This window comes from Streptomyces sp. NPDC048258 (genome assembly GCF_043201995.1).
Classification (GTDB): domain Bacteria; phylum Actinomycetota; class Actinomycetes; order Streptomycetales; family Streptomycetaceae; genus Streptomyces.
The window spans coordinates 145,788-169,176 of the sequence record NZ_JBICZH010000005.1 but is presented as its reverse complement, the minus strand read 5'-3'; the positions used below and the strand labels follow the sequence as shown (position 1 = coordinate 169,176).

At 71.7% G+C, this 23,389-nt stretch carries 23 protein-coding genes, 1 tRNA gene and 1 pseudogene; 17 read left to right on the top strand and 8 right to left on the bottom strand.

Translation table 11 applies throughout. The features are described 5' to 3' along the window. The first annotated feature begins 9 nt into the window (after nucleotides 1–9). Nucleotides 10–81: transfer RNA gene (locus ACGFYQ_RS14455), tRNA-Val, on the top strand. Nucleotides 82–139: 58 nt separating this feature from the next. Here ACGFYQ_RS14455 and ACGFYQ_RS14450 read toward each other — a convergent pair. After that, a complete protein-coding gene (locus tag ACGFYQ_RS14450) occupies nucleotides 140–865 on the bottom strand; it encodes a 3'-5' exonuclease (protein ID WP_362397157.1) in 726 nt (241 codons plus the stop codon). Nucleotides 866–1,088: 223 nt separating this feature from the next. Here ACGFYQ_RS14450 and ACGFYQ_RS14445 point away from each other — a divergent pair, with 223 nt between their 5' ends. The 3 genes from ACGFYQ_RS14445 (at nucleotide 1,089) to ACGFYQ_RS14435 (ending at nucleotide 3,938) form a co-directional block, all read left to right on the top strand. Next, nucleotides 1,089–1,691 (top strand): DUF4365 domain-containing protein, encoded by a 603-nt coding sequence (locus ACGFYQ_RS14445; RefSeq protein ID WP_393743602.1) that lies wholly within the window; start codon nucleotides 1,089–1,091, stop codon nucleotides 1,689–1,691. After that, nucleotides 1,691–2,911 carry a hypothetical protein gene (locus tag ACGFYQ_RS14440; RefSeq protein ID WP_393743600.1) on the top strand — a complete coding sequence of 407 codons (1,221 nt, stop codon included), beginning with the start codon at nucleotides 1,691–1,693 and terminating at the stop codon, nucleotides 2,909–2,911. The genes ACGFYQ_RS14445 and ACGFYQ_RS14440 overlap by 1 nt, the downstream gene beginning before the upstream one ends. 283 nt (nucleotides 2,912–3,194) lie before the next feature. Next, nucleotides 3,195–3,938 (top strand): class I SAM-dependent methyltransferase, encoded by a 744-nt coding sequence (locus ACGFYQ_RS14435; RefSeq protein WP_393743598.1) that lies wholly within the window; start codon nucleotides 3,195–3,197, stop codon nucleotides 3,936–3,938. A gap of 543 nt (nucleotides 3,939–4,481) precedes the next feature. Here the strand turns inward: ACGFYQ_RS14435 and ACGFYQ_RS14430 are convergent. From ACGFYQ_RS14430 to ACGFYQ_RS14415, 4 genes and pseudogenes are all read right to left on the bottom strand, one after another. Next, nucleotides 4,482–5,045 (bottom strand): annotated as a pseudogene (locus tag ACGFYQ_RS14430) (caspase family protein); the annotation flags it as partial. A 38-nt stretch (nucleotides 5,046–5,083) separates the two neighbouring features. Further along, nucleotides 5,084–5,434 carry a hypothetical protein gene (locus ACGFYQ_RS14425; protein WP_393743596.1) on the bottom strand — a complete coding sequence of 117 codons (351 nt, stop codon included), beginning with the start codon at nucleotides 5,432–5,434 and terminating at the stop codon, nucleotides 5,084–5,086. Between the two features lie 89 nt (nucleotides 5,435–5,523). Beyond that, the gene (locus ACGFYQ_RS14420; RefSeq protein ID WP_393743594.1) at nucleotides 5,524–6,177 is read right to left on the bottom strand and encodes a hypothetical protein; all 654 of its coding nucleotides are present in this window, start codon (nucleotides 6,175–6,177) and stop codon (nucleotides 5,524–5,526) included. Between the two features lie 106 nt (nucleotides 6,178–6,283). Next, complete coding sequence (locus ACGFYQ_RS14415; protein ID WP_393743592.1) at nucleotides 6,284–6,784, bottom strand: GNAT family N-acetyltransferase; 501 nt, start codon at nucleotides 6,782–6,784, stop codon at nucleotides 6,284–6,286. Between the two features lie 239 nt (nucleotides 6,785–7,023). On the opposite strand from ACGFYQ_RS14415, the gene thrS reads away from it, so the two are divergent. Together thrS and ACGFYQ_RS14405 are read left to right on the top strand one after the other, a co-directional pair. Beyond that, nucleotides 7,024–9,000: a threonine--tRNA ligase gene (gene thrS, locus ACGFYQ_RS14410; RefSeq protein WP_393743590.1), complete on the top strand. Its 1,977-nt coding sequence runs from the start codon at nucleotides 7,024–7,026 to the stop codon at nucleotides 8,998–9,000. 80 nt (nucleotides 9,001–9,080) lie between these two features. Next, entirely contained in the window at nucleotides 9,081–9,641 is a 561-nt protein-coding gene (locus ACGFYQ_RS14405; RefSeq protein WP_393743588.1) for an HIT family protein, read from the top strand. A 21-nt stretch (nucleotides 9,642–9,662) separates the two neighbouring features. Here the strand turns inward: ACGFYQ_RS14405 and ACGFYQ_RS14400 are convergent, their stop codons facing one another. The 3 genes from ACGFYQ_RS14400 to ACGFYQ_RS14390 form a co-directional block, all read right to left on the bottom strand. After that, the gene (locus tag ACGFYQ_RS14400; protein WP_393743586.1) at nucleotides 9,663–10,064 is read right to left on the bottom strand and encodes a DUF1992 domain-containing protein; all 402 of its coding nucleotides are present in this window, start codon (nucleotides 10,062–10,064) and stop codon (nucleotides 9,663–9,665) included. Nucleotides 10,065–10,109: 45 nt separating this feature from the next. Continuing rightward, complete coding sequence (locus tag ACGFYQ_RS14395) at nucleotides 10,110–11,777, bottom strand: hypothetical protein (RefSeq protein WP_393743584.1); 1,668 nt, start codon at nucleotides 11,775–11,777, stop codon at nucleotides 10,110–10,112. A gap of 140 nt (nucleotides 11,778–11,917) precedes the next feature. Then, the gene (locus ACGFYQ_RS14390) at nucleotides 11,918–14,113 is read right to left on the bottom strand and encodes an elongation factor G-like protein EF-G2 (RefSeq protein WP_393743582.1); all 2,196 of its coding nucleotides are present in this window, start codon (nucleotides 14,111–14,113) and stop codon (nucleotides 11,918–11,920) included. Between the two features lie 239 nt (nucleotides 14,114–14,352). Between ACGFYQ_RS14390 and pgsA the strand changes: the two genes are divergently transcribed. From pgsA to yajC, 11 genes are all read left to right on the top strand, one after another. After that, nucleotides 14,353–15,024 (top strand): phosphatidylinositol phosphate synthase, encoded by a 672-nt coding sequence (gene pgsA / locus ACGFYQ_RS14385; protein WP_393743580.1) that lies wholly within the window; start codon nucleotides 14,353–14,355, stop codon nucleotides 15,022–15,024. Continuing rightward, entirely contained in the window at nucleotides 15,024–15,926 is a 903-nt protein-coding gene (locus ACGFYQ_RS14380; protein WP_393743578.1) for a phosphatidylinositol mannoside acyltransferase, read from the top strand. Before pgsA ends, ACGFYQ_RS14380 begins: the two co-directional genes overlap by 1 nt. Beyond that, nucleotides 15,926–17,095, top strand: a complete 1,170-nt coding sequence (locus tag ACGFYQ_RS14375; protein ID WP_393743576.1) for a glycosyltransferase family 4 protein — start codon at nucleotides 15,926–15,928, stop codon at nucleotides 17,093–17,095. The genes ACGFYQ_RS14380 and ACGFYQ_RS14375 overlap by 1 nt, the downstream gene beginning before the upstream one ends. A 22-nt stretch (nucleotides 17,096–17,117) precedes the next feature. Then, on the top strand, nucleotides 17,118–17,660 hold the full coding sequence (locus ACGFYQ_RS14370; RefSeq protein ID WP_393743574.1) for a hypothetical protein: 543 nt from the start codon (nucleotides 17,118–17,120) through the stop codon (nucleotides 17,658–17,660). 146 nt (nucleotides 17,661–17,806) lie between these two features. After that, the gene (gene pdxS, locus ACGFYQ_RS14365; RefSeq protein WP_266937873.1) at nucleotides 17,807–18,724 is read left to right on the top strand and encodes a pyridoxal 5'-phosphate synthase lyase subunit PdxS; all 918 of its coding nucleotides are present in this window, start codon (nucleotides 17,807–17,809) and stop codon (nucleotides 18,722–18,724) included. 7 nt (nucleotides 18,725–18,731) lie between these two features. After that, nucleotides 18,732–19,325 (top strand): pyridoxal 5'-phosphate synthase glutaminase subunit PdxT, encoded by a 594-nt coding sequence (gene pdxT / locus ACGFYQ_RS14360; protein ID WP_362397119.1) that lies wholly within the window; start codon nucleotides 18,732–18,734, stop codon nucleotides 19,323–19,325. Between the two features lie 57 nt (nucleotides 19,326–19,382). Then, on the top strand, nucleotides 19,383–20,135 hold the full coding sequence (locus tag ACGFYQ_RS14355; protein ID WP_393743571.1) for a YebC/PmpR family DNA-binding transcriptional regulator: 753 nt from the start codon (nucleotides 19,383–19,385) through the stop codon (nucleotides 20,133–20,135). A gap of 133 nt (nucleotides 20,136–20,268) precedes the next feature. Beyond that, the gene (ruvC, locus tag ACGFYQ_RS14350; protein ID WP_393743569.1) at nucleotides 20,269–20,799 is read left to right on the top strand and encodes a crossover junction endodeoxyribonuclease RuvC; all 531 of its coding nucleotides are present in this window, start codon (nucleotides 20,269–20,271) and stop codon (nucleotides 20,797–20,799) included. Beyond that, a complete protein-coding gene (gene ruvA / locus ACGFYQ_RS14345) occupies nucleotides 20,796–21,428 on the top strand; it encodes a Holliday junction branch migration protein RuvA (protein WP_393743567.1) in 633 nt (210 codons plus the stop codon). The genes ruvC and ruvA overlap by 4 nt, the downstream gene beginning before the upstream one ends. Before the next feature lie 226 nt (nucleotides 21,429–21,654). Next, a complete protein-coding gene (gene ruvB / locus ACGFYQ_RS14340; protein WP_393743565.1) occupies nucleotides 21,655–22,728 on the top strand; it encodes a Holliday junction branch migration DNA helicase RuvB in 1,074 nt (357 codons plus the stop codon). A gap of 165 nt (nucleotides 22,729–22,893) precedes the next feature. Then, complete coding sequence (gene yajC, locus ACGFYQ_RS14335) at nucleotides 22,894–23,370, top strand: preprotein translocase subunit YajC (protein WP_393743563.1); 477 nt, start codon at nucleotides 22,894–22,896, stop codon at nucleotides 23,368–23,370. Nucleotides 23,371–23,389: the final 19 nt, after the last annotated feature.

The following is a 23,389-nucleotide window of genomic DNA, read 5'->3' as shown; positions in this document are numbered from 1 at the left end:
TGCGTTCCCGGGCGATTAGCTCAGCGGGAGAGCACTTCGTTCACACCGAAGGGGTCACTGGTTCGATCCCAGTATCGCCCACCGGGACAGGCCGGTCCGTCTGACGACGGACCGGCCTTCCGCATTCAAGGGCCGTGGTTCACGCCGCCGTCGACAGGTCCGGCCGCAGCGGCCAGTGCGGATCCACCGACTCGGGCGTCCCCTGGCGCGCGAACCACGCCTGCAGCCCCCGCGCCTGTGCCGCGTGCCAGACCTGCTGCAGCGTGTGCAGTTCGGCCGGCGTCAGCCGCTCCAGCCGGGCCGCGAACCTCCGCCCCACCGCCCGTACGAGCTCCAGCGACGCCTGTGCGTCCGCCGCCGCGTCGTGCGCGCCCTCCAGCTCGATCCCGTAGTGCGCGCACAGGTCCGTCAGCGTCCGGCGGCCCTTGCGGTACCGGTCCAGGTGCTTGTCGAGCACCCGCGGATCCAGCACCGTCAGCGGCCGGTTGTCCAGATACCGCGCCAGCGACGACGCCCGGTGCCGGCGCAACTCCCGGTCCAGCAGCGTCAGATCGAACGGCGCGTTCATCACCACCACCGGCCGGCCGGCCACCTGCTGCTCACCGAGCGCGCGGGCTATCTCCTCCACCACCGGCGCCGGCCAGCGCCCGTGCCGCTGGAGGTGCTCGTCGGTGAGGCCGTGCACTTCCGTGGCACCCGGGGGCACCGGAATGCCGGGGTTGACCAGCCAGCGTGTGGTGCGGACCCGCCCGCCCGCACATTCCTGCACGATGAGCGCGGCGGACACGATCCGGTCCTGCTCGACGTCCACCCCGGTGGTCTCCGTGTCGAATGCGGCCAGCGGGCCCTCGTACCAGCGTGTCATGGCGAACTCCTCGTCCCAGGTCGGCAGATGGGGCGCACTCGGGCACCGCTGCCTCAAGAACCCGCCACCTTCGCCCGCATCGGTGATACCCGTGCTGTTTGCCGCGTACGCCGTTTGCGGGGACCCGGGTGCGGCAACAACACCCATGGGGGGCCGTACACATGACCGGTCGTCACCCCACCCACCACCCACGGCAGAGCCCGGAAGGCATGGGGAGCCGGCCATGGCGCTCGCGCAGCCCGAACCGGGCGGGGTGCTGGCGGGGCAGATCGATCCGCGCACCGGCACACCGGGCGACGCGCGGACCGGACCGCTGCGCGGCACACTCGCCACCACCGCCTGTATGGAGACCCTTCAGGTGGGATACCTGCACGCCGTCGCCGCCGCGGCCGGCTGCTCGCTCTCCCAGCCCTTTCCGGACAACGGCATCGACTGGCACGTCAGCCACGGAGCCCCCGAGCACGTCGTCGACGACGAGGTCACCATCAAGGTGCAGTTGAAGGCGACCTACCAGATACCGCCGCGGCCGGCCGGGCCCACCTTCGGCTTCACCCTCGACAACGAGCACCTGGTGAAACTGGCCCGCACCCCGGTCGCCGTTCACAAGATCCTCGTCGTGATGCTCGTCCCGCGGGAGCGCGACCAGTGGCTCACCGCCGGGCACGACCGGCTCGACCTACGGCACTGCTGCTACTGGACCAATCTCGCCGGACACCCGGTGACCGGCCGGCGCCGGACGACCGTACGGATCCCGACCACGCGGATCTTCGACGACCGCGCGCTCTGCGAGATCATGACCCGGGTCGGGTCGGGAGGGACACCCTGATGAACTGGCACTCACCGCACCTCGAACCACTGTCGTCCCCGGAGTTCGCCCCCGGAGCGCCCGACCCCGCCCACGTCGACCCGGCGGTGCTGGGCGCGCTGCTGCACCGGCACGGCTGGCTGCGGCGCGGCGGGGCCGTCGGACGGTACGGGCGCTGGACCCCGCCCGCCAACCACTCGACGGTCAGCGGGGGGACGAGCCTGCTCGTCCCCGAGAGCCGCGCCTTCCCCGACTGCGCCGACCTGCTGGAGGAGGCGCTGACCGCGCTCTCCCGCAGCGCCGTGCCGTCGGCGCGGGAGGTGCTGTACGGGCTGAGCGTGCCGAGCGACGAGATCCGCTGGGAGCGGGAGTTCCCCGAAGGGGCGTACGGAATCCAGGGCGAGGCCGACTGGACGGTCCAGGAACGGCTCCGCTCGGCCGCCCGGCAGCTCCTGCTGGCCGGGGCCCTGGCCGCGCGCGCGAGGGCCGGGTACTACGGGGCCCGGCACCGGGCGCAGGCCGAACGGGCACTGGACGGGATCCTGGTGGGGCCCGCCCCCGGCGGGCGGCGGCTGACCGCGTACGTCCCCGTGGACGGGGGCCGGGGCACCGTGACGCAGCTGCACCACGCGCTGCACGCCGCCCGCGAGGCGGTGGACTACCAGCGGGCCACGGGCGGTATGGAGGCCTTCGACGCCGCGGTGCAGGCCGGGGTCAGCCGGGAGCTGGCCGACGCGCTGATCGCGCTGGTCCGGGGCTCGGAGGGGGCGCGGATCGCCCTGGCCTGGGCGCCGGCGGCGGGGGTCCCGGCGGGGTGCGCGGCCCGGCCGGAGCCGGTGGAGTTCTCGCCCGGCGACCTGCCGGTGCTCCGCCAGGCGGCGGCGCGCTACACCCGGGACGAGCCGGCGGTGCCCGTCCGGATCGCGGGGGCGGTGGTGCGGATGCGGCGTTCCGCGGCGGGGGGCGGGGGCACGGTCCGGGTACGGGTCCTCGCCGGGGCGGAGATCCCGTACGTCCGCGCCGCGCTCGACGAGGAGGCGTACCGGGTGGCCGGGCACGCGCACCTGGTGGGCCTGCCGATCCGGGTCAGCGGGCGGTTGCAGCGGCGCGGCGGCTTCCGCCGTCTCACCGACGTCACGGACGTGACGCCGGTGCCGCTGGACGAGGTCGAGCGGGACCGGCTGATGAAGTCGCTGGACGACCCCTTCGACCCGGAGGACGTGCTGCCCTCGGACGACTAGGGCGCTTCTTTGACCACGTCCGGTCTCACCCGTGGCCCGCCGACCGGCCTGGCCTGGCGTGATCACGAAGGCCAGGGGGGCCGGCAGTGGATGTCGGAGCATCCGCTCGAACTCGCAGGCCCGCCTGTGCGGGAGGCCGGGACGGTGTCCATATTTTTGTGGTTTCCGCCAAGCCTGACGGCCCGCCAGGTTGGGAGAGACTGCCAGTCAGAGGCAGCGGCCCGTCCCGATCGCGGGCGGCCGGGGCCGATGACATGCTGAAACACACGGGGAGGACGACGCGATGAGTGCGCAGCAGCAGTACGACGAGATCGGTGAGGCGTACGAGGGGTTCAAGGCCCTGCCTCTGGAGCAGTACGCGGTGGTGCCCGGTTTTCTGGCCCTGGTCGGGGACGTGAGCGGCAAGTCGGTCCTCGACCTGGCCTCCGGCACCGGCTTCTACAGCCGGGAGTTCAAGCGGCGCGGCGCCACGGACGTGCTCGGAATCGACATCTCCGGCGAGATGGTCACCGTGGCGCAGAAGCTGGAGGAGCACGACCCGCTGGGCGTGCGCTACGAGGTCGGCGACGTGTCCGCGCTGCGGACCTTCGAGCAGCCCTTCGATGTGGGCCTGGCGGTCCAGCTGCTCAACTACGCACCGGACATCGCCACCACTGAGCTGATGTGCCGCAACATCCACCGGAGCCTGAAGCCCGGCGCCGAGCTGTTCCTGCTCAACCAGTCGCCCGACTTCCGCTTCGACGGGCCGTCTCCGGACAAGTACGGCTTCCGCAGCGAGCTCACCGGAGGGGAGGTCGAGACCGGACCGCAGGTCCGGACCACGGCGCTGCTCGACCCGCCCGTCTCGTTCGTCGCCAACCGGCCGCGCCGCGAGGTCTACGAGGACTGCCTGAAGGCGGCCGGATTCAGTGAGCTGACCTGGGTCCCGGTGGAGGTGTCCGAGGCCGGCGTACGCGAGTTCGGCGCGGACCACTGGGCGGACCTCTACGCCAACCCCCCGCTGGAAATGCTGCGCTGCCGCGCCTGACGACCCACCGGACATCCCGGCGACCCGACCTCCGATGCGCCCGCCCCGGGGCCGGGTCGTGGTGGGTTCGTGGCGGTGCCGCTCGATGTAGGCGTTCACCTCAGCGACGTCGTACCCGTGGTACTTCCGGCCGGACTCGGTCCGGAAATAGGGCGGGGCGGCCTGCGACCACCGGTCGGGGTTGGCCACCGTGGCGATGACCTTCGCCAAGCGGGCGTTGACGTCTCCGATGCGGTAGCCGGCGCTCTGGACGGTGGCGAAGGCAGCCTCTCCGGAAGGAGTGGCGGCCCGGGGAACCGGGACGCCCGCGGCGGCCGGCAGGGCGCGGTCCCGGGGGACCGGGACCAGAATCGGCCCCGGGACTGGATCCGGGACTGGATCCGGCTTCGGGGGCGGCGGTGGAAAGGCTCGGTTGCGTACGAGGGGGACGGTGCCCGCGCCCGTCTTGCCGCACTCCTCCGGGAGCGGGAGACCCGTGTCCCACATGCGCCGGCGTACCTCGTGGTAGAGGTCGCTCGCCCCCAGCACCGGGCCGGCGCCCGGGACGCCCTCCCGCATGGCGGCCAGCAGGCAACCGGTGAAGGCGCTGTACCTGGCCCCCGTAGGCGCCTTGGAGCGCCTGTCCTCCGGAGCGGAGGTCATGGAGTACACGCCCCTGACGGCGGCCAGCTGGTCCCTGATCAGCTGGGACTCACCGCCCATCAGGTCGGAGTGCGCCAGGCCGCTGAAGCAGGAGTCCAGGATCACGATCTTGACGTCCGCGCGGGACTGCTTGACGACGCGCGACAGGTACGAGAACCGCAGGCTGGTCCAGTCCTGACCGGGTTCGCTCCCGGTCAGGCCGAGGTGGAGATCGCCGGTGGCCGCGATCAGGCCGTGGCCGCTGTAGTAGACCAGCAGGACGTCCCCCGCCTGCTCGGCGGCCGCCCCGACCGGCTCCATGATGTCCTGGGCCTTGTCCGGATCGTCCACGAGCCGTACGTCGTCCGTCGCGAAGCGGCCCAGTGCCCCGTCGGTGAGGGCGGCCTTGAGGTCGCGGATGTTGCGCGCGGAGTGGGGGATCGGCGTGAGAGCCCGCGAGGTGTAGGACGCGGCGCCGATCAGCACCGCGCGCGCGGACCCGAAGGACGGGAAGGAGGGCCCGCTCACCGACCGTCCAGCTCACGCACGATCCGGACGGCCACCTCGTCCGGGTCCTCGAGCCGGGAGGCGTCGATCTCCACCTCCTTCTCCCCGCTGCGCACGTGGATGCGCACCTGTCGGCGCCGGACGCCGGCCCAGGTGCCCAGCGAGGCCGCGACGGCGGTCAGGACGCCCTGCGGTTCGAGCAGCAGCTGGAGGGCCTCCGTCACCGGGCCCATGTCACCGTCCTCGACCGGCGCGGCCTGGGCGGTGATGGTGACCCGCCTGAGCTCCTGGTCCTGACGCAGCCACTGTTCCAGGCGGCGCAGCTCGTCGGCCGCCTCATCGCCGACCAGGCCCACCTGCACGATCATGGAGCACCCCTCGGGTCGTCACAACTCGCAGGCCGCACATGCTAGTCAGGTCCCGCCGGTGCCGCGGGTACTTCGCCGCAGACGGGCGCCTACGGGTGCGGAGTCCCGGTAGGGTCCGGGTTCCCGACGGCGTCGGTCATCGGCTCGCCCTTCTCGACGGTGACCGGGACACCCCCGGTGATCTGCTCCAGCCGGGCCTTGAGCTCCTTCGAGGCGGCCCCCTCGGCGGTGCTGGTCACGACGATGCCGGAGGCGTCCCCGGCGGGGGAGAAGCTGTAGAGCGGGAAGGCGGGCCGGCCCTGGTCCGCGGCGAGCCGGTCCACGGCGGCGTCGAGCGCGCGCCGCGTGTAGCGGCTCAGATAGAGGTCCGCGCGGCCCGGGTCTACGGAGGGCCCGGCCTTCCGGGCGGCCTCCAGCAGCAGGCGGCCGCGGTCGAGGTCGGTGACGCACACCGCCACCCGGCCGGGCGGCCGGTCGGTGATCTGGGTGGCGTAGACGTCCGCGAAGGCGCCGCGGCCCTGTTCGCCGACGGCCTGCGAGAGCCGGGCGGCCTCGGGGGTGTTCGCGGGCGTCCCGTCGATGGTGGTGGGCGGGGCGCCGGGCGCACCGCGGTCGAGTACGGGGCAGGGCGCGGCCGCCTCGGCGGGCAGCGGCGGCGGGGCCGCCGGGCCGGTGGCGGCCCCGCAGCCGGTGAGCAGCGCGGCAGCGGCAAGGCGGGCGAGCGTGACGGCGGTACGGCGCATGATCCCTCGATCCCCCTGGTTCCCCGGTGCTTCGGGGCCCCTGGGACGCGCCCGGGCACCGACCGGTTCCCCACGGGGGCGCCAGGTCCCGCCCGCCGGGCGCTCCCTACGCGGCCCCGCCGGCCGGACCCGGGCCGCGGGCGTGTGTGAACGAGGCCATCCGCAGACCCGGGACGGGGGAGAAGTCCGCGCCCCGGGTGAAGCCCAGGCGCTCGTACAGGGTCACCGCGGGGGCGTTGTCCGCGCCTGTGGTGACCTCCACCGACCGGCCGGAGAAGACCTCCGCCAGCGCGTGGCGCAGCAGCAGCGAGGCGATGCCCCGGCGGAACCAGGCCGGGTCCACGCAGAGCCGGTCGAGGCAGACCGGGCCGTCCGCCGCCCGCTCCTCCCAGGCCAGGAACCCGGCGATCTCCCCGTCCGGGGACACGGCCCCGATCCAGGTCAGCTTCCGCCGCCGCATCTCCGAGAGGCTCTCGCGCAGCGCCGGGATCCCGTCGAAGCCGATCATCCGCGCCTCCACCGCGTAGGCGGCCCGGCCGATCCGGTGCACGGCGGCCGCGGTCGCGTCGTCGGTGAGGTCCAGCGGGCGCAGGTGCGGCTGCGGCATACGGGCGGGTCCCTTCCGGGGCTGGGGCTACAGGGCTACGGAGGCTACGGGGATTCGGGCGGGAACGCCCGTGCGACCCGCGGGCCCGGCGGGGCGCCGGGGGGTTTCCCCACCGGCGCCGACCCGCCGGAGCGCGGGATCGGCCCGGCGGGACAACCGTTTAGCGGCGCGGCCACTCGGCTCGGTACGATTCAGGCGCGCAGTGTTCGCTCGCGCACCCCCTGAGTCAGGAGAGACCGGTGTCAGACGTCCGTGTGATCATCCAACGCGATTCCGAGCGGGACGAGCGCGTGGTGGCCACGGGCACTACGGCGGCCGAGCTCTTCGCCGGCGAGCGCACCATCGTCGCCGCGCGCATCGCGGGTGAGCTGAAGGACCTCGCCTACGAGGTGAAGGACGGCGAGACCGTCGAGCCGGTGGAGATCTCCTCCGAGGACGGCCTGAACATCCTGCGCCACTCGACCGCGCACGTCATGGCGCAGGCCGTGCAGGAGCTCTTCCCCGAGGCCAAGCTGGGCATCGGCCCGCCGGTCCAGAACGGCTTCTACTACGACTTCGACGTCGCCAAGCCCTTCACCCCCGATGACCTCAAGGCCATCGAGAAGAAGATGCAGGAGATCCAGAAGCGCGGGCAGAAGTTCGCCCGCCGCGTGGTCACCGACGAGGCGGCCCGCGAGGAGCTCGCGGACGAGCCGTACAAGCTGGAGCTCATCGGCATCAAGGGCTCCGCGTCCACCGACGACGGTGCGAACGTCGAGGTGGGCGGCGGCGAGCTGACCATCTACGACAACCTCGACGCGAAGACCGGCGAGCTGTGCTGGAAGGACCTCTGCCGCGGTCCCCACCTGCCGACCACCCGCAACATCCCGGCCTTCAAGCTCATGCGCAACGCGGCCGCCTACTGGCGCGGCAGCGAGAAGAACCCGATGCTCCAGCGCATCTACGGCACCGCGTGGCCGTCGAAGGAGGAGCTGAAGGCGCACCTCGACTTCCTCGCCGAGGCCGAGAAGCGCGACCACCGCAAGCTCGGCAACGAGCTGGACCTCTTCTCCATCCCGGACGAGATCGGCTCCGGCCTCGCCGTCTTCCACCCGCGCGGCGGCATCATCCGCCGGACCATGGAGGACTACTCGCGCCGCCGGCACGAGGAGGAGGGCTACGAGTTCGTCTACTCCCCGCACGCCACCAAGGGCGCCCTCTTCGAGAAGAGCGGCCACCTGGACTGGTACGCGGAGGGCATGTACCCCCCCATGCAGCTCGACGGTGGTACCGACTACTACCTCAAGCCCATGAACTGCCCGATGCACAACCTGATCTTCGACGCGCGCGGCCGCTCCTACCGCGAGCTGCCGCTGCGCCTGTTCGAGTTCGGCACCGTGTACCGGTACGAGAAGTCCGGCGTCGTGCACGGCCTGACCCGTGCGCGGGGCTTCACCCAGGACGACGCGCACATCTACTGCACCCGTGAGCAGATGGCGGAGGAGCTCGACCGCACGCTCACCTTCGTGCTGAACCTGCTGCGCGACTACGGTCTGACCGACTTCTACCTGGAGCTGTCGACCAAAGACCCGGAGAAGTTCGTCGGCTCGGACGAGGTCTGGGAGGAGGCCACCGCGGTCCTCCAGCAGGTCGCCGAGAAGCAGGGCCTCCCGCTGACCCCCGACCCGGGCGGCGCGGCCTTCTACGGCCCGAAGATCTCCGTGCAGGCGCGCGACGCCATCGGCCGTACCTGGCAGATGTCGACCGTCCAGCTGGACTTCAACCTGCCGGAGCGGTTCAACCTGGAGTACACCGCCCCGGACGGCTCGCGCCAGCGCCCGGTCATGATCCACCGCGCTCTGTTCGGCTCGATCGAGCGGTTCTTCGCCGTGCTGCTGGAGCACTACGCGGGCGCCATGCCGCCGTGGCTGGCCCCGGTCCAGGCGGTCGGCATCCCGATCGGCGACGGGCACGTCGAGTACCTGCAGGAGTTCGCCGCCGAGGCGAAGAAGCAGGGCCTGCGGGTCGAGGTGGACGCCTCCTCCGACCGCATGCAGAAGAAGATCAGGAACCACCAGAAGCTCAAGGTTCCGTTCATGATCATCGTCGGTGACGAGGACATGGCCGCGGGCACGGTCTCCTTCCGCTACCGCGACGGTTCGCAGGAGAACGGCATCGCGAAGGACGAGGCGCTGGCCAAGCTGGCCAAGGTCGTCGCGGACCGCGTCCAGGTCTGATCCGAGCCGCGGCATCACGGTGGGCCCCCGGAAAGCGATCACTTTCCGGGGGCCTTCCTCGTCCGCGCGGACGAGGTCATATGCTGCATGCCATGACGATTGAGCCGGAGCAGCAGATCGGTGTGGGCACGCAGGACGCGTTCCAGCGTCTGTGGACGCCCCACCGGATGGCCTACATCCAGGGGGAGAACAAGCCGACCGGCCCGGAGGCCGGGGACGGCTGTCCCTTCTGCGGGATTCCGGAGATGTCCGACCAGGACGGCCTCGTCGTGGCCCGCGGCAAGCACGTCTACGCCGTGCTGAACCTCTACCCGTACAACGGCGGCCACCTGATGGTCGTCCCGTACCGGCACGTCGCCGACTACACCGAGCTCGACGGCCCCGAGACGGCCGAGCTGGCCGATCTCACCAAGCGGGCCATGATCGCGCTGCGCAAGGCGTCCGGGGCGCACGGTTTCAACATCGGCATGAACCAGGGCGCGGCCGCGGGGGCCGGCATCGCCGCGCACCTGCACCAGCACATCGTGCCCCGCTGGGGCGGGGACACGAACTTCATGCCGGTCGTCGGCCACACCAAGGTGCTGCCCCAACTCCTCGCGGACACCCGCCAGATGCTCGCCGACGCCTGGCCCAACGACTGACCGCCGCCCGGAGGACAGGGCCTAGGACGGGCGGGTCTCCCGCCACGTCCTGACCACGTCCTCGACGTCGAACTCGGTGAGGCCCAGGGGCGGGCCCTGCGGCGGCATGCGCAGCGCCGCGCGGATCTTCTCGTTGATCTCCGTGAGGAGGGCCCGCACCTGGCGTTCGGAGCGGGCCGCACGGACCGCGTCCATCGCGTCCTCGGCCTCCTTGCGCAGCGCGAGCGCCGGAGGCAGGGCGGAGAAGCCCTCGCGGTGCATCTTCTGCTTGATCCACCACATCTCGTCGTACGGGGCGTCGAGCGAGGCCAGCGGCTTGCCCCAGCCCGGCAGGTTCTCGAAGTCGCCACGGTCGGCGGCCTCTCTGATCTGCCGGTCCACCCAGGACTCGATGTCCACACCAGGCGGTTTGCGCTCGGTCATCGTCCCTCCTCGGCCCTCGCGGGCTGCCGCGGTACTTCAGCCTACCTACGCGTCGTACACGTCCGCCTTGCGCGGCGCCGGCTCCTGGATCAGGCCGCTCATGATCGAGGAGCGGTTGGTGAAGCGGTCGGTGTCGACGCCGTTCTCCTCCAGCACCCTGAAGGTGGCGGCGTGCACCGCGCGCAGGACCGGGGCCACGGTGCGCAGCGCGTCGTCCGCCATGAAGCGGTGGCGCCACATCGAGCCGGCCCACACGTGCCGGACACCGAACGGCTCGGGCAGGACCAGCTTGCCGCCGAAGAAGTCGAGGATCGGCGGGTACCAGGTCAGCGGGGCCCGCACGGCGAGGCGTACGACCTCGTTGGCGTTCACCAGCGGCAGTGGGCGCTCCACGGTCTCCCAGAAGCGGATGCTCTTGGGCACCTCCACCACCGGGGCCGCGGACTTCGTCGTGAACAGGCCGTTCACCGGTCCCAGGGCGTGCGCGGTGACGTCCACGCGCAGCGTCTTGTAGAGCACGGTGACGGTCACCAGCATGGTGATGACGAGCTGGCCGTCCCAGAGCGGGTACTGGATGCCCAGGTAGTGCCGGTTGCCGGCGCTGAACTGCTGCTCGTTGCAGATCCGGGTGATCTCGTGCGGCTTGATCAGGAAGTTGTCGGTGTTCTCGCCGGTGGGGCGGGCCACCTCGGCGGCGCCCTCACCGACGGGGGTGACGATCCAGTGCTGGATCGCGGCGGTCGGGAAGCCGCCGGTGTGCAGGGGACCGCGTTCCAGCTTGCGGAGCTCGCTGTCGACCGCGCGGATGACGTCCCAGCTGCGGAAGGGGTGGATCTCGGCCCCCTCGGTCTTGGGAACCAGCTCCTCGGCCATCTGCCAGCTGCCCCAGCGGGTGCCCATGCCGAGGATGCCCTTGGGGCCCGCGTAGAAGACGTGGTTGCTGCGGTCCTCCGCGGTCAGCTTGGCGAGCTGGTGGCGCAGGTCCTCGCGGGCCTTCTCGTCGGGGTTGCCCGGCACGGCCTCCGGGATCTTGGCGCCGATCCCGTCACCGGCCAGCAGCCCGTCCCAGCGCGAGCGCAGGTCGGCGGCGGTGGCCTCGCAGATCCGGCGGGCGAGCAGCCAGCCGACGGCCGGAGCGATGATCATGCCGCGCAGGTAGAGGCCGAGGAAGCCGGTGAAGGGAAGCCGGAACATGAGCACGGCCACGACGACGGCCACGCCGACGAGGACCGCGGTGCCCATCCAGGACGAACGCTTGCCCTCCCCGGAGGCGAGGCTCTTGCGGAGCTGGAACAGGCCCAGCCACAGCAGCAGCCCGGGCAGGAACACCACGCCGCAGACCAGCATGATCAGGCGGAGCTTGCGGTCGCGCTCCTTGCGGATGCGGGACGCGGCCAGGCAGTGCTCGACGACGGTCTGCGGATCGGTCCCGAAGGACTGGATCAGCGGCTTGCGGCCGGAGGCGAGGGTGCGGGCCTCGACGGCGCGGCAGAAGGCCTCGCCGAGGTTCGGCTCGAAGAGGGAGATCTTCGGGGGCTTGACCGTGGCGGGGTGGTTCTCGCTGGTGGCTTTGAGTATGGACTCCAGCTTCGTGTCCTTCCCGCCGTCGCGGTACGCGGCCGAGGCGAGGGCGTTGGTCGCCGCCGTCTGCCCCCCGCTGCCCTGGAGCGGGATCTGTGCTCCGGGCCTGAAGTCGAATCCGTCGTCCGCCACCGCTGCCCCCATCGCTGCGCGTTCGTGCTCTTTGTGCGCCGATGAGCCTATCGACGCAACTCGCCCCATGGTCATGGGACAGGCAAATGCCGCCCACCGCAAGCTGGTTGGGTGGGCGGCGCCTCCCGACGCTATGTCAGTCAGGTTCCCTTCTCGGCCTGTTCGCGCACCTTGACCGCGACCTGAGGCGGCATGGGCTCGTGGCGGGCGTAGGCCCGGGCGAAGCGGCCCGTGCCGTGCGAGACGGAGCGCAGCTCGACGGCGTAGCGGCCGATCTCGATCTCGGGGATCTCGGCGCGGACCCGGGTACGCCCGGCGCCCGCCTGTTCGGTGCCGACGACCCGGCCGCGGCGGCCGGCGAGGTCGCTCATGACCGGGCCGACGTACTCGTCGGGGACGATGACGGCGAGCTCCGCGACCGGTTCGAGGAGCTCGATGCGGGCCTCGGCGGCCGCCTCGCGCAGGGCCAGCGCGCCGGCGGTCTGGAAGGCGGCGTCGGAGGAGTCCACCGAGTGCGCCTTGCCGTCGAGGAGGGTGACGCGCACGTCGACCAGGGGATACCCGGCCGAGACCCCGCGCGCGGCCTGCGTGCGTACGCCCTTCTCGACGGACGGGATGAACTGGCGGGGCACGGCGCCGCCGACGACCTTGTCGACGAACTCGATGCCGCTGCCGGGCGGGAGCGGCTCGACCTCGATCTCGCAGATCGCGAACTGGCCGTGGCCGCCGGACTGTTTGACGTGCCGGCCGCGGCCCGCGGCCTTGGCGCCGAAGGTCTCGCGCAGGCTCACCTTGTGCGGCACGGCGTCGACCTGGACGCCGTAGCGGGTGCGCAGCCGCTCCAGGGCGACGTCCTGGTGGGCCTCGCCGAGGCACCACAGGACGACCTGGTGGGTGTGCGGGTTCTGCTCCAGCCGCATGGTGGGGTCCTCGGCGACGAGGCGGGCCAGGCCCTGGGAGAGCTTGTCCTCGTCGGCCTTGCTGTGGGCCTCGATGGCGAGGGGGAGCAGGGGGTCGGGCATGGCCCAGGGCTCCATGAGGAGCGGGTCGTCCTTGGCGGAGAGGGTGTCGCCCGTCTCGGCGCGGGTGAGTTTGGCCACGCAGGCGAGGTCGCCCGCGATGCAGCGGTCGAGGGTGCGCTGCTGTTTGCCGAAGGGGGAGGTGAGGGTGCCGATCCGCTCGTCGACGTCGTGGTCCTCGTGACCCCGGTCGGTGAGACCGTGCCCGCTGACGTGCACGGTCTGCTCGGGGCGCAGGGTGCCGGAGAAGACGCGGACGAGGGAGACGCGGCCGACGTACGGGTCGGAGGAGGTCTTGACGACCTCGGCGACGAGGGGGCCGTCGGGATCGCAGGTGACGGCGGGGCGGACGGCGCCGTCGGGGGTGGTGACGGTGACGGGGCCGCGCTCCAGGGGGGTGGGGAAGCCGCCGGTGACCAGTTCGAGGAGCTCCACGGTGCCGAGGCCCTGTTTGGCGCCCTCGGCGGCCGGGGCGGCCATCAGGACGGGGTGGAAGGTGCCGCGGGCGACGGCCCGCTCCAGGTCGTCGACCAGGGTCTTGATGTCGATGTCCTCGCCGCCGAGGTAGCGGTCCATGAGGCTCTCGTCCTCGCTCTCGGCGATGATCCCCTCGATGAGGCGGGAGCGGGCGCCGGAGATGAGGGCGAGCTCGGCGGGGTCCGGGTCGCGTTCGGTGCGTTCGCCGGAGGAGTAGTCGTACACGCGCTGGGAGAGCAGGCCGAGCAGGCCGGTGACCGGGGCGTGCCCGTCGGGGCCGGCGGGGCCGTGCAGGGGGAGGTAGAGCGGGATGACGGCGTCGGGGTCGTCGGCGCCGAAGATCTGGCCGCAGACGTCGGCCATCTGGGTGTAGTCGGCGCGGGCCGCCTCCAGGTGCGTGACGACGATGGCGCGGGGCATCCCGACGGCCTCGCACTCGTCCCAGACCATCCGGGTGGCTCCGTCGATCCCGTCCGAGGCGGAGACGACGAAGAGGGCCGCGTCCGCGGCGCGCAGACCGGCCCTGAGTTCTCCGACGAAGTCGGCGTATCCGGGGGTGTCCAGGACATTGATCTTGATTCCGCCCCATTCGACGGGGACGAGGGACAGCTGGACGGAGCGCTGTCGCCGGTGCTCGATCTCGTCGTAGTCGGAGACGGTGGCGCCGTCCTCGACCCGGCCGGCCCGGTTGACCGCTCCGGCGGTCAGGGCGAGGGCTTCGACCAGCGTGGTCTTGCCGGATCCGCTGTGGCCGACCAGCACGACGTTCCGTACGGAAGAGGGGCGGTCGGCCGTCAGTGCCCTGCCGGCGGCTCCGGCTTGGTGTGATGTGGCTCCCATGGTGCTCGTGCCTCCCGGTGGTGACGGAGGAAGAAACGGGGCTCTTCGAGCTTTGCACTGGTGTCACACGGCGTCCATACGTCGTACCAGGGGGGTACCGGAGGAGGTCCGTGACGTGAAGTACGTCTTACGTGGCGCGAACCGGAGGGTGCGCGGCGTCCGGGGGGCGGCGTGCTGGCTACGATGGGCCAGCCGGTGGCCGTGGTGGCCGTGCGGCCCAGCGACCCTCCGGGAAGGCCATGCTGAACAAGTACGCGCGTGCATTCTTCACGCGTGTTCTCACGCCATTCGCCGCTTTTCTGCTCCGGCGGGGGGTGAGCCCGGACGCGGTCACCCTGATCGGCACGGCCGGAGTGGTGGCGGGAGCGCTGGTCTTCTTCCCCCGGGGAGAGTTCTTCTGGGGCACGATCACCATCACCCTCTTCGTCTTCTCCGACCTGGTGGACGGGAACATGGCCCGCCAGGCCGGCGTCTCCAGCCGGTGGGGCGCGTTCCTCGACTCCACCCTCGACCGGGTGGCGGACGCGGCGATCTTCGGCGGACTCGCGCTCTGGTACGCGGGCTCCGGCAACGACAACGCGCTGTGCGCGGTCTCCATCTTCTGCCTGGCCAGCGGCCAGGTGGTCTCGTACACCAAGGCCCGCGGCGAGTCGATCGGGCTGCCGGTGGCCGTCAACGGGCTCATCGAGCGGGCCGAGCGGCTGGTGATCTCGCTGGTCGCGGCCGGTCTGTCCGGGCTGCAGACCTTCGGCGTGCCGTCCTGGATCGGCGTGCTGCTCCCGATCGCGCTGTGGGTCGTGGCGGCGGGCTCGCTCGTCACGCTGATCCAGCGGGTGGTCACCGTACGTCGTGAGTCGGCCGAGGCCGACGCCGCCGGTTCCGCCGCTTCGGCCGAGGGCGGTGCGGCCTGATGGGCACGGCGCGGGACAAGCTGGTCGACGGGCTGTACGGGCTCGGCTGGGCCGGGGTCAAGAAGCTGCCCGAGCCGGCCGCGGTGGCCCTCGGCCGCCGGATAGCGGACTTCGCGTGGAAGCGGCGCGGCAAGAGCGTGCTGCGGCTGGAGTCGAATCTGGCGCGCGTGGTGCCCGGGGCGGGCCCGGAACGGCTGCGCGAGCTGTCCCAGGCCGGCATGCGCTCGTACATGCGGTACTGGATGGAGTCCTTCCGGCTGCCCACCATGGACCCGAAGCGGTTCAGCACGGACGTCGAGTTCAAGGACGAGCACCTGCTGCGCGAGGCCCTCGCCTCCGGACGCGGGGTCATCGTCGCCCTGCCGCACCTGGCCAACTGGGACCTCGCCGGGGCCTGGGCCATCGGCCACATCGGCGTCCCGTTCACCACGGTCGCCGAGCGGCTCAAGCCCGAGACCCTCTACGACCGCTTCGTGGCCTACCGCGAGAGCCTGGGCATGGAGGTCCTGCCGCACAACGGCGGCGCCGCCTTCGGCACCCTCGCCCGCCGGCTCCGCTCCGGCGGCCTGATCTGCCTGGTCGCGGACCGGGACCTGTCGGCCTCCGGGGTCGAAGTGGACTTCTTCGGCGCCACGGCGCGGATGCCGGCCGGGCCGGCGTTGCTGGCGCAGCAGACCGGGGCGGTGCTGCTCCCGGCGACCCTGCACTACGGGGACTCGCCGAAGATGTACGGCCGGATCCACCCCGAGGTGGAGGTGCCGAAGACCGGGACCCGGGTCGAGAAGACCGCCGCCATGACGCAGGCCGTGGCGGACGCCTTCGCGTGGGGCATCGGCGAGCACCCGGAGGACTGGCACATGCTGCAGCGGTTGTGGCTGGACGACCTGGAGGAGCGCCCGTAGTGAAGATCGGCATCGTGTGCCCGTACTCGTGGGACGTGCCCGGCGGCGTCCAGTTCCACATCCGGGACCTGGCGGAGCACCTGATCCGCCTCGGCCACGAGGTGTCGGTCCTGGCCCCGGCGGACGACGAGACCCCGCTCCCGCCGTACGTGATCTCGGCGGGACGGGCGGTGCCGGTGCCGTACAACGGTTCGGTGGCCCGGCTGAACTTCGGATTCCTGTCGGCGGCCCGGGTGCGGCGCTGGCTGCACGACGGCACCTTCGACGTGATCCACATCCACGAGCCGGCCTCGCCCTCGCTGGGGCTGCTGTCCTGCTGGGCGGCCCAGGGGCCGATCGTGGCGACCTTCCACACCTCGAACCCGCGGTCGCGGGCGATGATCGCGGCGTACCCGATCCTCCAGCCGGCGCTGGAGAAGATCAGCGCGCGGATCGCGGTGAGCGAGTACGCGCGGCGCACGCTCGTGGAGCACCTGGGCGGGGACGCGGTGGTGATCCCGAACGGCGTCGACGTGGACTTCTTCGCCAAGGCCGAACCGAAGGCCGAGTGGGGCGGGCAGACCCTCGGGTTCATCGGCCGCATCGACGAGCCGCGCAAGGGCCTGCCGGTGCTGATGGCGGCCTTCCCGAAGATCGTGGAGGCCTGCCCGGACGTACGGCTCCTCGTCGCCGGCCGCGGTGACGAGGAGGAGGCGGTGGCCACGCTGCCCGCGGAGCTGCGCTCCCGGGTGGAGTTCCTCGGCATGGTCTCCGACGAGGACAAGGCGCGGCTGCTGCGCAGCGTCGACGTGTACGTCGCCCCGAACACGGGCGGCGAGAGCTTCGGCATCATCCTCGTCGAGGCCCTGTCGGCGGGCGCGGCGGTCCTGGCGTCGGACCTGGACGCCTTCGCGCAGGTGCTGGACCAGGGCGGCGCCGGCGACCTCTTCACGAACGAGAACCCGGACGCGCTCGCGGCCGGGGCGATCGCCCTGCTGCGGGATCCGGTCCGCCGGGCGGAGCTCAGCGCGCGCGGAGCGGCGCACGTGCGGCGCTTCGACTGGTCCACGGTCGGCGCGGACATCCTGGCGGTCTACGAGACGGTGACGGACGGCGCGGCGGCGGTCGCCACGGACGAACGCGTCCCGCTCCGCACCCGCCTGGGGTTCTCGCGGGACTCGTCCTCCTGACAGGCCGGTAAAGTCGCGGCCCGTGATCGAAACACTCGTCTGGATTGCCCTGGCTCTCGGTGTCATCGGGGTCTACCTCAGCTGGACCGCCGGCCGGCTGGACCGGCTGCACTCGCGGATGGACGCCGCGCGGGCCGCGCTCGACGCGCAGCTCGTGCGGCGGGCCTCCGTGGTGCTGGAGGTGGCCACCTCCGGGGTGCTCGACCCCGCCTCCTCCTTGGTGCTGTACGAGGCCGCGCACGCCGCCCGGCAGGCCGAGGAGGAGCACCGGGAGGTTGCCGAGAGCGAGCTCAGCCAGGCCCTGCGGGCGGTCTTCGCCGACGCGGACCAGGTCGAGGTGCTGAAGGCTGCTCCCGGCGGGGCGGAGGCCACCGAGGACCTGGCGGCGGCCGTCCGCCGGGTACCCATGGCACGGCGGTTCCACAACGACGCCGTACGGGCCGCCCGCGCCCTGCGCAGGCACCGCAAGGTCCGCTGGTTCCGGCTGGCCGGGCACGCCCCCTTCCCGCTCGCCTTCGAAATGGACGACGAGCCTCCGGCGGATCTCGCGGAGCGGCCTGTATAGACACCCGGTAGGGCCGCAGGGGACAAGTGAAGAGGCCACAGGCTCCACATTGGCCCTTGTAGTGGACTGGTCGGTGGGGTTTCCTCGGCCGAGTAGTCCAGTAGGCCCCGTCTTCCGTTCGAGTTCCTTTCGAGTGAGGTCAATCCGTGAGCACGCTTCCCACCTCCCCCCAGTCCGCCGAGTCGGCCATCGGCACCTCGCGCGTCAAGCGCGGCATGGCCGAGCAGCTCAAGGGCGGCGTGATCATGGACGTGGTCAACGCCGAGCAGGCGAAGATCGCCGAGGACGCCGGCGCCGTCGCCGTCATGGCCCTGGAGCGGGTCCCGGCCGACATCCGCAAGGACGGCGGGGTCGCCCGCATGTCCGACCCGAACATGATCGAAGAGATCATCGAGGCCGTCTCGATCCCCGTCATGGCCAAGTCCCGCATCGGGCACTTCGTCGAGGCCCAGGTCCTGCAGTCCCTCGGCGTCGACTACATCGACGAGTCCGAGGTCCTGACCCCGGCCGACGAGGTCAACCACTCCGACAAGTGGGCGTTCACCACCCCCTTCGTCTGTGGCGCCACCAACCTGGGCGAGGCCCTGCGCCGCATCGCCGAGGGCGCGGCCATGATCCGCTCCAAGGGCGAGGCCGGCACCGGCAACGTCGTCGAGGCCGTCCGCCACCTGCGCCAGATCAAGAACGAGATCGCCCGCCTGCGCGGCTACGACAACAACGAGCTGTACGCCGCCGCCAAGGAGCTGCGCGCCCCGTACGAGCTCGTCAAGGAGGTTGCCGAGCTCGGCAAGCTCCCCGTCGTCCTGTTCTCCGCCGGTGGCGTGGCCACCCCGGCCGACGCCGCCCTGATGCGCCAGCTCGGCGCCGAGGGTGTCTTCGTCGGCTCCGGCATCTTCAAGTCCGGCGACCCGGCCAAGCGCGCCGCCGCCATCGTGAAGGCCACCACCTTCTACGACGACCCGAAGATCATCGCGGACGCCTCCCGCAACCTGGGCGAGGCCATGGTCGGCATCAACTGCGACACCCTCCCCGAGGCCGAGCGCTACGCCAACCGCGGCTGGTAGTCCCGACATGACGAACACCCCCGTGATCGGTGTCCTGGCCCTCCAGGGCGACGTACGGGAGCACCTGATCGCCCTGGCCGCGGCGGACGCCGTGGCCAGGCCGGTCCGGCGTCCCGAGGAGCTCGCCGAGGTCGACGCCCTGGTGATCCCCGGCGGCGAGTCCACGACCATGTCGAAGCTCGCCGTGCTCTTCGGCATGCTGGAGCCGCTGCGCGAGCGCGTGCGCGCCGGCATGCCCGTCTACGGCACCTGCGCCGGCATGATCATGCTGGCCGACAAGCTGCTGGACGGCCGTGAGGACCAGGAGACCCTGGGCGGCATCGACATGATCGTCCGCCGTAACGCCTTCGGCCGTCAGAACGAATCCTTCGAGGCGAAGATCGACTTCGCGGGCATCGCGGACGGCCCGGTCGAGGGCGTCTTCATCCGCGCGCCGTGGGTCGAGTCCGTCGGCGGCGCCGCCGAGGTGCTGGCCACGTACGACGGCCACACGGTCGCCGTGCGCCAGGGCAACGTCCTCGCCACCTCGTTCCACCCCGAACTGACCGGCGACGACCGAGTCCACGCGTACTTCGTCGACATGGTGCGCGCGGGGCTGTAATCAGGTCCCGGTAGGATCGGAGACGAACACTGTTGGTTACGCGAAGGAGACAGGCGGATGTCCGGCCACTCTAAATGGGCTACGACGAAGCACAAGAAGGCCGTGATCGATGCCAAGCGCGGCAAGCTCTTCGCGAAGCTGATCAAGAACATCGAGGTCGCGGCCCGTATGGGCGGCGCCGACATCGACGGCAACCCGACGCTCTTCGACGCCGTTCAGAAGGCCAAGAAGAGCTCGGTCCCGAACAAGAACATCGACTCCGCGGTCAAGCGCGGCGGTGGCCTTGAGGCCGGCGGCGCCGACTACGAGACGATCATGTACGAGGGCTACGGTCCGAACGGTGTCGCGGTGCTCATCGAGTGCCTCACCGACAACCGCAACCGCGCCGCGTCCGACGTACGGGTCGCCATGACCCGCAACGGCGGCTCGATGGCCGACCCGGGCTCGGTCTCGTACCTGTTCAACCGCAAGGGCGTCATCATCCTGGCCAAGGGCGAACTGTCCGAGGACGACGTGCTCGGCGCGGTGCTCGAGGCCGGTGCCGAAGAGGTCAACGACAACGGCGACACGTTCGAGATCATCAGCGAGGCCACCGACCTGGTCGCGGTCCGTACCGCGCTCCAGGACGCCGGCATCGACTACGACTCGGCCGAGGCCAGCTTCGTCCCCTCGATGCAGGTCGAGCTGGACGAAGAGGGCGCGCGCAAGATCTTCAAGCTGATCGACGCGCTGGAGGACAGCGACGACGTGCAGAACGTCTTCGCCAACTTCGACGTCTCGGACGAGGTCATGGAGAAGGTCGACGCCTGACCCGGCGCCAACCGCTCACCCTTCGAACGGCGGGCCGACGGGGACACACCCCGGCGGCCCGCCGTCGCTTTGCGCCGATGTCAGTGGGGCCGGATAGCCTGCACGGACATACAGTCGAACGGCAGGGGGCAGGGTGCGAGTTCTCGGTGTGGACCCGGGGCTGACGCGGTGCGGTGTCGGCGTCGTCGAGGGTGTCGCCGGGCGTCCCCTGACCATGCTCGGTGTGGGAGTCGTACGGACGCCCGCGGAGGCCGAGTTGGGCCACCGGCTCGTCGCCATCGAGCAGGGCATCGAGGAATGGCTCGACACCCACCGGCCCGAAGTCGTCGCGGTGGAACGGGTGTTCAGCCAGCACAACGTCAGCACCGTGATGGGCACCGCCCAGGCGAGCGCCGTCGCCATGCTGTGCGCCGCCCGCCGCGGGATACCCGTCGCCCTGCACACGCCGAGTGAGGTCAAGGCCGCCGTCACCGGCAGCGGCCGGGCCGACAAGGCCCAGGTCGGGTCCATGGTGACCCGGCTGCTCCGGCTGGACGCACCGCCGAAGCCGGCCGACGCCGCCGACGCGCTCGCCCTGGCCATCTGCCACATCTGGCGGGCCCCCGCCCAGAACCGCCTCCAGCAGGCGGTCGCCCTGCACGCCTCGAAAGGCCGTACCCGATGATCGCCTTCGTCAGCGGCCCGGTCGCCGCACTCGCCCCCACCCTGGCCGTGATCGAGGTCGGGGGAGTGGGCATGGCCGTGCAGTGCACGCCGAACACCGTCTCGGGCCTGCGGATCGGCGAACAGGCCCGGCTGGCCACCTCCCTGGTCGTACGGGAGGACTCGCTCACGCTGTACGGCTTCGCCGACGACGACGAGCGGCAGGTCTTCGAACTGCTGCAGACGGCGAGCGGGGTCGGGCCGAGGCTGGCGCAGGCGATGCTCGGGGTGCACAGCCCGGACGCGCTGCGTACGGCCGTGTCCACGGGGGACGAGAAGGCGCTGATGGCCGTGCCGGGCATCGGCAAGAAGGGCGCGCAGAAGCTCCTGCTGGAGCTGAAGGACAAGCTGGGGACTCCGCTGGGGACCAGTGGCCTGGTGGGAGCCCAGCGGGCCGTGGCGTCGGGGCCGGCCCCGTGGTCGGAGCAGCTCTCGGCCGCGCTGATCGGGCTCGGCTATGCGTCCCGGGAGGCGGACGAGGCCGTCTCCGCAGTGGCGCCGCAGGCCGAGGCCGCCATTGCCGCCGGCGGTTCCGCCCCGGTTCCGCAGCTCCTCCGCGCGGCGCTCCAGTCCCTGAACCGTGCCCGCTGACCAGTGCCGCGCCGCTGCTGGGGCTCCGCCCCAGACCCCGCGCCTCAAACGCCGGCGAGGCTGGGTTGTGCCGGCCGAGCTGGAGTTTTCAGCCTCGCCGGCGTTTGAGGCGCGGGTCCGGGCGGAGCCCGGGAAACGGCGAAAGGCCGGGGTGGGGGAGAGCCCCGCAGGGGCCGGCCCCGCACCCGGCAGACCACCGTACGAACCGAGAAGGCAGACTGACACCGTGAACTGGGACGACGACAGCACCGCCGAGGACGAGGCCCGCATCGTCGCCGCAGCCGCCGACGGCGAGGACACCGCCGTCGAGGCGGCCCTGCGCCCCAAGGACCTCGGCGAGTTCGTCGGTCAGGAGAAGGTCCGCCAGCAGCTGGACCTCGTCCTCAAGGCGGCCCGCCAGCGCGGCGCCACTGCCGACCACGTCCTGCTCTCCGGCGCCCCCGGCCTCGGCAAGACCACCCTGTCCATGATCATCGCGGCCGAGATGGGTGCGCCCATCCGCATCACCTCGGGCCCGGCCATCCAGCACGCCGGCGACCTCGCGGCCATCCTCTCCTCCCTCCAGGAGGGCGAGGTCCTCTTCCTCGACGAGATCCACCGCATGTCCCGGCCCGCCGAGGAGATGCTGTACATGGCCATGGAGGACTTCCGTGTCGATGTGATCGTGGGCAAGGGGCCGGGCGCGACCGCCATCCCGCTGGAGCTGCCGCCCTTCACCCTCGTCGGGGCGACGACACGGGCCGGTCTGCTCCCCCCGCCCCTCCGCGACCGCTTCGGCTTCACCGGGCACATGGAGTTCTACGCCCCCGAGGAGCTGGAGCGCGTCATCCACCGCTCCGCCCGCCTCCTCGACGTCGAGATCGACACCGACGGCGCCGCCGAGATCGCCGGCCGCTCCCGCGGCACCCCGCGCATCGCCAACCGCCTGCTGCGCCGCGTCCGCGACTACGCGCAGGTCAGGGCGGACGGCGTGATCAACCGTGAGGTGGCCGGTACCGCCCTCCAGGTCTACGAGGTGGACGCGCGCGGGCTCGACCGGCTGGACCGGGCCGTCCTGGAGGCGCTGCTCAAGCTCTTCGGCGGCGGGCCCGTCGGCCTGTCCACCCTCGCCGTCGCCGTCGGCGAGGAGCGGGAGACCGTGGAGGAGGTCGCGGAGCCCTTCCTCGTCCGCGAGGGGCTGCTCGCGCGCACCCCCAGGGGGCGCGTGGCGACCCCTGCTGCCTGGGCTCACCTGGGACTCGTACCGCCGCAGCAGCACAGGAGCGGATCAAGCGGACAACAGGGCTTGTTCGGGGCCTGACGGCGCGGAGGTTCGCGCCCTCAGGAACTGCGGTGCCATGCTGGGCGTTGTTCCATCGGTGCGGACTCGCCTAGACTCCGCCGATGCCGACCCTTCGGGTCGGTATGCCCACCCCCGTAGATTAGGCCGCCGTCCGCGTGCGGTCGTGCGAAGGATCTCCGTCCCGTGAATCTCGTGACATTCCTCCCGTTCATCGTGCTCATCGGGGCGATGATCCTGATGACCCGTTCCGCGAAGAAGAAGCAGCAGGCGGCCGCGCAGATGCGCGACCACATGACGCCCGGCACCGGAGTCCGCACCATCGGCGGCATGTACGCCACGGTGAAGGAGATCGGCGACGACACCGTCACCCTTGAGGTGGCCCCCGGCGTCCACGCGATCTTCGCGAAGAACGCCATCGGCGCCGTTCTCGAGGACGCGGAGTACAACCGCATCGTCCACGGCGTCAGCGATGAGGCGCCGCACGACGCGCCGGTCGTCCCCGACGACGCTTCCTCCCTGACCGAGGCCCCGAAGGCGGACCTCACGAAGGACGAGGACGAGGCCGAGGCTCCCAAGCTCGACCTGGGCAAGAAGGACGAGTCCACGGACGAGGACGAGCCCAAGGACGGCAAGGCCGACGGCGAGGCCGGCGCGAAGTAGCGCGCGGGCCGGGGACCGC

Excerpts from the sequence above, each read along its gene's own strand:
- ACGFYQ_RS14450 (WP_362397157.1), bottom strand. The coding sequence starts at position 865 with ATGACACGCTGGTACGAGGGCCCGCTGGCCGCATTCGACACGGAGACC.
- ACGFYQ_RS14445 (WP_393743602.1), top strand. The coding sequence starts at position 1,089 with ATGGCGCTCGCGCAGCCCGAACCGGGCGGGGTGCTGGCGGGGCAGATC.
- ACGFYQ_RS14440 (WP_393743600.1), top strand. The coding sequence starts at position 1,691 with ATGAACTGGCACTCACCGCACCTCGAACCACTGTCGTCCCCGGAGTTC.
- ACGFYQ_RS14435 (WP_393743598.1), top strand. The coding sequence starts at position 3,195 with ATGAGTGCGCAGCAGCAGTACGACGAGATCGGTGAGGCGTACGAGGGG.
- ACGFYQ_RS14425 (WP_393743596.1), bottom strand. The coding sequence starts at position 5,434 with ATGATCGTGCAGGTGGGCCTGGTCGGCGATGAGGCGGCCGACGAGCTG.
- ACGFYQ_RS14420 (WP_393743594.1), bottom strand. The coding sequence starts at position 6,177 with ATGCGCCGTACCGCCGTCACGCTCGCCCGCCTTGCCGCTGCCGCGCTG.
- ACGFYQ_RS14415 (WP_393743592.1), bottom strand. The coding sequence starts at position 6,784 with ATGCCGCAGCCGCACCTGCGCCCGCTGGACCTCACCGACGACGCGACC.
- ACGFYQ_RS14405 (WP_393743588.1), top strand. The coding sequence starts at position 9,081 with ATGCTGCATGCCATGACGATTGAGCCGGAGCAGCAGATCGGTGTGGGC.
- ACGFYQ_RS14400 (WP_393743586.1), bottom strand. The coding sequence starts at position 10,064 with ATGACCGAGCGCAAACCGCCTGGTGTGGACATCGAGTCCTGGGTGGAC.
- ACGFYQ_RS14390 (WP_393743582.1), bottom strand. The coding sequence starts at position 14,113 with ATGGGAGCCACATCACACCAAGCCGGAGCCGCCGGCAGGGCACTGACG.
- pgsA (WP_393743580.1), top strand. The coding sequence starts at position 14,353 with ATGCTGAACAAGTACGCGCGTGCATTCTTCACGCGTGTTCTCACGCCA.
- ACGFYQ_RS14380 (WP_393743578.1), top strand. The coding sequence starts at position 15,024 with ATGGGCACGGCGCGGGACAAGCTGGTCGACGGGCTGTACGGGCTCGGC.
- pdxT (WP_362397119.1), top strand. The coding sequence starts at position 18,732 with ATGACGAACACCCCCGTGATCGGTGTCCTGGCCCTCCAGGGCGACGTA.
- ACGFYQ_RS14355 (WP_393743571.1), top strand. The coding sequence starts at position 19,383 with ATGTCCGGCCACTCTAAATGGGCTACGACGAAGCACAAGAAGGCCGTG.
- ruvA (WP_393743567.1), top strand. The coding sequence starts at position 20,796 with ATGATCGCCTTCGTCAGCGGCCCGGTCGCCGCACTCGCCCCCACCCTG.